Source organism: Marinitenerispora sediminis (genome assembly GCF_003336425.1).
In the GTDB taxonomy this organism is placed as follows: domain Bacteria; phylum Actinomycetota; class Actinomycetes; order Streptosporangiales; family Streptosporangiaceae; genus Marinitenerispora; species Marinitenerispora sediminis.
Genome location: NZ_QEIO01000061.1, coordinates 23,350 through 29,778, shown reverse-complemented (window position 1 = coordinate 29,778; position 6,429 = coordinate 23,350). Strand labels below are relative to the sequence as shown.

Genomic DNA, 6,429 nt, shown 5'->3' with positions numbered 1-6,429 from the left:
GGTCCGGCGAGTGTCCGGCGGGCGGTGGCGGGTGCCGCCTCCGGAGTGAGCTACACGGGCGATACAGGGGCCGGGCCGCCGCCGGAGCGAATCCGGCCCCGCCCGCCGGACGCGTCCGCGCTCTGCGGTCCGCGGTACCGCGTGCCGCCACGATCGGTTACGGAGAGCACCTATGATGTCGCGCAGAGTAGCCATTGTGTCGCGCTGAAGGGTGGGGTCCACGTGGGACGACGCGTGTCCGGAGGGATCGCGGTCACCGTGGCGGGAGCGCTGCTGGCCGCCCTGGCGCCCGCGGGGACGGCCGCGGCCGCGGCTCCGGCGGCCGTGCTCGACTGGTCGTCCTGTACCGACCTCCGGGTCCCGGCCGGCGAGGAGGTGGAGTGCGCCACGCTGGAGGTCCCGCTGGACCATGACGCGGGCCCGGCGTCCCAGGCGACCGCGCGGATCGCGCTCTCCCGGGTACCGGCGCGCGGGCAGCGGACCGGCGTCCTCCTCGTCAACCCCGGCGGGCCGGGGAGCCCCGGACGGGAGTGGGCGGCTGCCACGGCGCGCCGGCTCCCCGACGACCTGCGCGAGCGCTACGACGTCGTCGGCTTCGACCCGCGCGGTACCGGAGCGAGCACGCCCGCGGTCGCCTGCGACCCGGGCCACTTCGCCCCTGTCCGCCCCGACACCGTCCCGCGCGGCCGGGCGGAGGCCCGGGTACTCCTGGACCGCGCCGCCTCCTACGCCCGGGCCTGCCGGAGCGGCAGCGGGGAACTGCTGGAGCACATGACCACCGTCGACTCCGCACGGGACATGGACGCCGTCCGCGCCGCCCTCGGGGTCGAGCGGATCGACTTCCTCGGCTACTCCTACGGCAGCTACCTCGGCGGCGTCTACGCCACGCTGTTCCCCCGGAGGGTGGACCGCCTGGTGCTCGACAGCGTCGTGGACCCCGACACCCCGTGGTACGCGGCCAACCTGGCGCAGTCCCGCGCACTGGACGCCGCGGCGGACAACTTCTTCGCCTGGATCGCCCGGCACGACGCCGTCTACCGGCTCGGGGGCACGGGCGAGCAGGTCCGGCGGCGTTACTTCGAGGTGCGGGCCCGCCTCGCGGAGCACCCGCTGGAGGGCCGGTTCGGCCCGACCGAACTGGAGAACACCTACGTGACGGCGGCCTACGACAGCGCCTACTGGCCGGCGCTGGCCGCCGCGCTGGCCGGCTACGCCAGCGGCGAGGACCCGGCGGCGCTGCTGGAGGCGGGCGCGGCCTACGGAGAGAGCGCCGAGACCGACCCCACCTACGGCGCCTATCTCGCGACCGAGTGCACCGACTCCGCGTGGCCGCGCGATCCGGCGGTGTGGCGCCGGGACGGGCGGGCGGCACACGCCGAGGCACCGTTCCAGGGCTGGAACAACACCTGGTACAACGCGCCGTGCATGTTCTGGCCGGCCGCGCACGGGGACTGGTTCCAGATCGACGGCTCCCGGGCCGCGGGGGCGCTGCTGGTGCAGGCGTCCGAGGACGGCCCGACCCCGCTCGCCGGCGCCCACTCCATGCTGCGGCGCTTCCCGGCCGCCCGGCTCGTCGTGGAGGAGGGCGGGGTCAGCCACGGCGTCTCGCTGCGCGGCAACGCCTGCGTGGACGAGGCGGTGGTCCAGTACCTGCGGGACGGTTCCCTGCCGGAGGCCGCCGCGGCCACCGGCACCGCGGACCTCAGCTGCGCCACCCGGCCCGAACCGCGGCCGCGTACGGCGCAGACCGGGCCGCCACCCGCTGACCTGCCGCTCCCCCTCGGCCCATGAGCGGGGGCCGGCGTGGGTATGGGAAGTACCGGGCGATCGGCGGTGAAACGGCGGGAATATGGGCGTTCGCGGCACCGGCTGGATACGATGTCGCTCATGGGCGGCCGGACTTCCGACCCGGCCTCGGCTGCGGGCAGGTGAGGTGATGCGGATGCTCCGGACCTCATCGGTGCGGGTGCTGCGCGACCGTGACGAAGCTGAGGTCCACGCGCTGCTGGACGCCGATCCGGTCGGCAACGTCTTCGTGAGTTCCCGGTTGCGCGCCGTCGGGCTCGACCCCAGCCAGCTCGGCGCCGAGGTGTGGGGCTACGTCGAGAACGGCGCCATCACCGCCCTGTGCTACGCCGGAGCCAACCTGGTCCCGGTGAACGCCGGCACCGAGGCCATCCGGCACTTCGCCGAGCACGCCCGCTGGCAGGGGCGGCGCTGCTCCTCGATCGTGGGCCCCATCCCGGCGGTCACGGAGCTGTGGCGGCGGCTAAGCCCGCACTGGGGGCCCGCCCGGGCGATCCGGGCCCGGCAGCCGGTGCTGGAGCTGTCCGATCCGCCGCAGGTCGAGCCGGATCCGCTGGTGCGCCGCGTGACCATGCGCGAGCTCGGCATCCTGCTGCCCGCCTGCGTCGCCATGTTCACCGAGGAGGTGGGCATCCCGCCGGACGGCGGCGACGGCGGCGCGCTCTACCGCGCCCGGGTGGAGGAGCTGGTGCGGATGGGCCGCGCGTTCGCGCGCATCGAGGACGGCCGGGTCGTCTTCAAGGCCGAGGTCGGCGCGGTCACCCCCGAGGTCTGCCAGGTGCAGGGGGTCTGGGTGCACCCGGAGCTGCGCGGCCGCGGCCACTCGGCCCCCGGGATGGCGGCTGTCGTGGCAGCGGCCCGCGCCCAGTTCGCGCCCCGGGTGACCCTCTACGTCAACGACTACAACACGCCCGCGCGCGCGACCTACCGCCGGGTGGGGTTCCGCGAGGTCGACGCCGTGATGTCGGTGCTGTTCTAGAACCCGCTCTGCCGGCCTGCCGCCGGCGCCGCCGTACTCCGCGCAGCGCCCGGCAGACGGGAGCGCGCTTCTCCTGGCGCGCGGCCGTGAGCCCGGCGGGGCCGTGCCATGCCGGTCGACCCGGCGGCCCGCCCGCCGTGCGCCCGCGTGCCGTGCAGGTCCTTCCGGCCAGAACGCCCAGGGCGGCGTGTCGCGTCCGTCCCACGGCACGCCACCCCGGTTCCGCCCGGTGCCCGACCGTGCCGCGGCGCCGGGGCGGAGGAGCGTGCCCGGTGTCGATCGCCAGAACGACCGGTCACACTCCCGACTCGTGGCCGGCTCCGCCGCGGCGGTCACCGGTCGTTCGGTCCCCATCTGTAGAAGTCGGGGAAGTCGTACGGGCTGTGGGCGGAGTCGGCGGTCCCGTGGCCCACCCCGTTCACGGTCACCGTGCCGTAGTTGTACCGGACGTTGGCGTGCGGTCCGTGCAGCACCTGCGGCGCCCAGCGCTGGCTCGGTACCGGTGACTCGCCGGTGGTACCGGGCTGCGCCGACCGGGATCTGGGCCGGGTGGTGGGCACGTGGACCCAGGCGCGCGCCCGGAAGCGCTTCTCCTCCTCGTCGATCTCGACCGGGGTGAACTCCCGGCTGTACAGGTCGTAGTCGCCCTGGCCCACCACGTCGCTGTAGATGGAGTCGGAGACCACCAGCGCGAAGTCGACGTCGGGGTTGTCGCGCAGCGCCCGCCGGGCCGGCGCCGAGTCGCGCAGCCGGCACACCGAGACGACCGCCGCGCCGACGTAGCCGTTGGCGCCGAGAGAGACGTTGCCCTGGTCGAACGCCACCCGCAGGCGCAGCCGGGCGTCCTCGTGGAGGTCGGCGTTGTGGTGGTACAGCGCCATGGCGAGTTCGTGGGTGAAGTAGGCGATGACGCGCGCCTCCTCGATGCCGGGCTGCAGCAGCGCCAGCTCCCCGTCGCCCTGCGGCTGCACGTCCCAGCACGACCGATCGAGGCCGGCGTTGTCGCAGACCATGTCCATGATCCGCACCAGCCACTCCTGCGCCTCGCTCTGGCCGCGGTGGCCCCGGTGGCTGTAGGACTCGGCATCCACGGCGAGGCACATGCGGCGAATGGCGGGGGTGGGGTAGTCCATTCGGATCGCCTTTCTGATGGGGGAGCGACGTGGCCGGGAGTGGTCCTGCCGTCCACCGTGGCGCGAATCGGTGGACAAGATCCCGTATTGCTATGGGCTTGGCGGTAATTTCGGTGGAAGATCGGCGAACCTTCGCAGGCCGGGCAGATCGCGCACCACGTAATTGCGATAACCGACGCTGATGACGCCGTCCTTGCGCAACTCGGCGAGCGCCTTGTGGACGGCCGGCTCCGACGCGCCCACGACGGCGGCGAGTTCCGGCTGGGTGAGGGGGATGCCGATCGACATGCCGCCGTCCACCGGGCTGCCGTGGTCGTCGAGGATGCGCAGCAGCGCGCGGGCCAGCCGCGTGGGGACCTCCAGGCTGCTGAAGTCGACGATCTTGTCGGTGGCCGAGCGCAGCTTCGCCGCGACCGATCCGCTGATCACCCGGTAGGCCCCCGGATGGCGCCCCAGGAAGCCGCTGAACTCGTCGAAGGTGAGCAGGCGGGCGGCGATGGCCCCCACCGCGACCACACGGGCCATGCGGGCGCTGTCGTCCATTCCGGCGAGTTCGCCGACGAGGTCGCCGCGGGAGCGCACCGCCAGCAGGATCGTGCGGCCGCTGTCGGACTCGTGCACCACCTTGGCATGCCCCTCGACCAGCACGAAGACGTGCGTGCCGGAGTCGCCCTGCTGGATCAGGACCCGGCCGGCCGCGAACTCGCGGCGGACGCCCAGGTCGAGCAGGTCCCGGCGTTGGGGTTCGCTGAGGCGGCCGATGACGCTCTTGGCCGGCCAGGAACGAGGTGAATAGCCGTCTAGCCGCATTGTCCGTGGGTTTCCGTGCTTTCCGTGCCGCGGAGAATACCCGCGTCCGGGATGAGCGGGGGTGCTGCGTAGGACCGGGCGTAGCCATTCCCGAAAAATGGTCGGCCGAAAACGGGAAGGGAGGGTAGAAAGGTGTTCCTTTTAAGGGATGTCGCGGTAGTGGCCCACTTTGGTATCAGGCGAGCGCCGGGGCGGGTGAGGCTCGTCGTGCCGGCCACTCCCCGCATCCGTACCCCGTGCGGGGGGCGAGTCATGCCACGTGGGGGGCATGATCTGCGCGACACCTGGCGCGCCCGGCCCGGGGAGTCACCGCGGGGGGACCGCCCTGCGGTGCCGGGAGCGGCGGCCGGTTTTCGGGCGGCGGCGGCCGGCCGGTGGTAGGGCCGAATCCGGCGGTGGCCGCCGTTCGCACGGGGAGGCGGCGCGGGGCCGGCAAGGATGCCGGCCCCGGCCGGGGCCGGCGGAGGGGCCGCGCGGATCAGCGCTCGGCGCGCTGCGCGGCCAGGGCGTCGGGACCCAGTACGAAGTCCGGGTCGACCTGCGCCGTGAGGTCGGCACCGGAGGCGCTGTTCGCCCAGGCGCGGGCGTTGCGGAGGTGGAACTCGACGTTCTGCCGGGTGAACTTGGCCCAGTCCTTGGACACGCCGTCCACGGCGTCGCGCATCCAGGCGAGCGCCTTCAGGTTGCCGTCCTCCAGCTCCGCGAGATCAGGGTGGCGCCCCTTCTCCATGGCACGCACGAACGCCGACTGCTCCACGCAGACGGCGAGGGCGTCGCCGACGTGCTCCCGCAGGAACTCCACGTCCTCCGGCCCCTGGACCTTGTTGCCGACCACCGCGATCCGGACGTCGTGGTCGCGCGCGTAGTCGACGTACTGCCGGTACACGCCGACCCCGCGCAGGGTGGGCTCGGCCACGAGGAACGTGAGGTCGAACCGGGTGAATAGCCCGGACGCGAAGGAGTCCGCGCCGGCGGTCATGTCCACCACGACGTACTCGCCGGGACCGTCGACCAGGTGGTTGAGGTAGAGCTCCACCGCGCCGACCTTGGAGTGGTAGCAGGCGACCCCCAGATCGTCCTCGTCGAACGGGCCGGTGAGCATGAGGGTGACGCCGTCCGCCCGGTGGCCGAACCGCCGGTGGACGGGGTTGTCCGGCGAGAGGTCGAGCAGCCGGGACCCGCGACCGGGTGGCGTGGTCTTGACCATCTGCGCGGCGGAGGCGATGCGCGGGTTGTCGCCGCGCAGCAGCTCCTTGATCTCGGTCAGGTGTGCGCCCAGGGCCGGGACGGCGGCCAGCTCGGCCGGCCGCACGCCGAGTGCGGCGCCCAGGTGCTGGTTGATGTCGGCGTCGACAGCCGCCACCGGCAGGCCGAGGCCGGCGAGGTAGCGGGAGAACAGGGCGGACAGCGTGGTCTTGCCGCTGCCGCCCTTGCCGACGAATGCGATCTTCACGGATGGCCCTTCCGGCGGTCGTGGTGCGGGGTGGTTCGGCCACCCCGTGATTGGGAACGATTATCGTTCGCGTCCTCGCCCAGTGTCAGGAGTTTCGCCGGATCGGCGTGGCGGCCCGCGGGCCGGCCAGCGGCCCGGGGACGGGCCGAAACCGGCCGCGCCCGCCGCGGTCGACCGCCCCTTTTTCGAACGCGCAGGTCACGGGTTGTTCACTGGTTCGGTAACGGTTTCCTTTGTCGTATCGCGAA

General features: G+C 73.4%; 5 protein-coding genes. 2 read left to right on the top strand and 3 right to left on the bottom strand.

What is annotated here, in order from left to right:
- Nucleotides 1-234: 234 nt before the first annotated feature.
- Both DEF28_RS13760 and DEF28_RS13755 read left to right on the top strand, forming a co-directional pair.
- Nucleotides 235-1,791 (top strand): alpha/beta hydrolase, encoded by a 1,557-nt coding sequence (locus DEF28_RS13760; RefSeq protein ID WP_114399429.1) that lies wholly within the window; start codon nt 235-237, stop codon nt 1,789-1,791.
- A 151-nt stretch (nt 1,792-1,942) separates the two neighbouring features.
- Nucleotides 1,943-2,785 carry a GNAT family N-acetyltransferase gene (locus DEF28_RS13755; RefSeq protein WP_114399430.1) on the top strand — a complete coding sequence of 281 codons (843 nt, stop codon included), beginning with the start codon at nt 1,943-1,945 and terminating at the stop codon, nt 2,783-2,785.
- Between the two features lie 332 nt (nt 2,786-3,117).
- On the opposite strand, the gene DEF28_RS13750 is transcribed toward DEF28_RS13755, so the two are convergent.
- The 3 genes from DEF28_RS13750 to DEF28_RS13740 all read right to left on the bottom strand — a co-directional run bounded on the left by DEF28_RS13750 (nt 3,118) and on the right by DEF28_RS13740 (nt 6,181).
- Nucleotides 3,118-3,918, bottom strand: coding sequence for a hypothetical protein (locus DEF28_RS13750; protein ID WP_114433304.1), 801 nt, complete (start codon nt 3,916-3,918; stop codon nt 3,118-3,120).
- A gap of 90 nt (nt 3,919-4,008) precedes the next feature.
- Nucleotides 4,009-4,728, bottom strand: coding sequence for a Crp/Fnr family transcriptional regulator (locus DEF28_RS13745; protein WP_114399427.1), 720 nt, complete (start codon nt 4,726-4,728; stop codon nt 4,009-4,011).
- A 478-nt stretch (nt 4,729-5,206) separates the two neighbouring features.
- The gene (locus DEF28_RS13740; protein WP_114399426.1) at nt 5,207-6,181 is read right to left on the bottom strand and encodes an ATP-binding protein; all 975 of its coding nucleotides are present in this window, start codon (nt 6,179-6,181) and stop codon (nt 5,207-5,209) included.
- Nucleotides 6,182-6,429 lie beyond the last annotated feature (248 nt).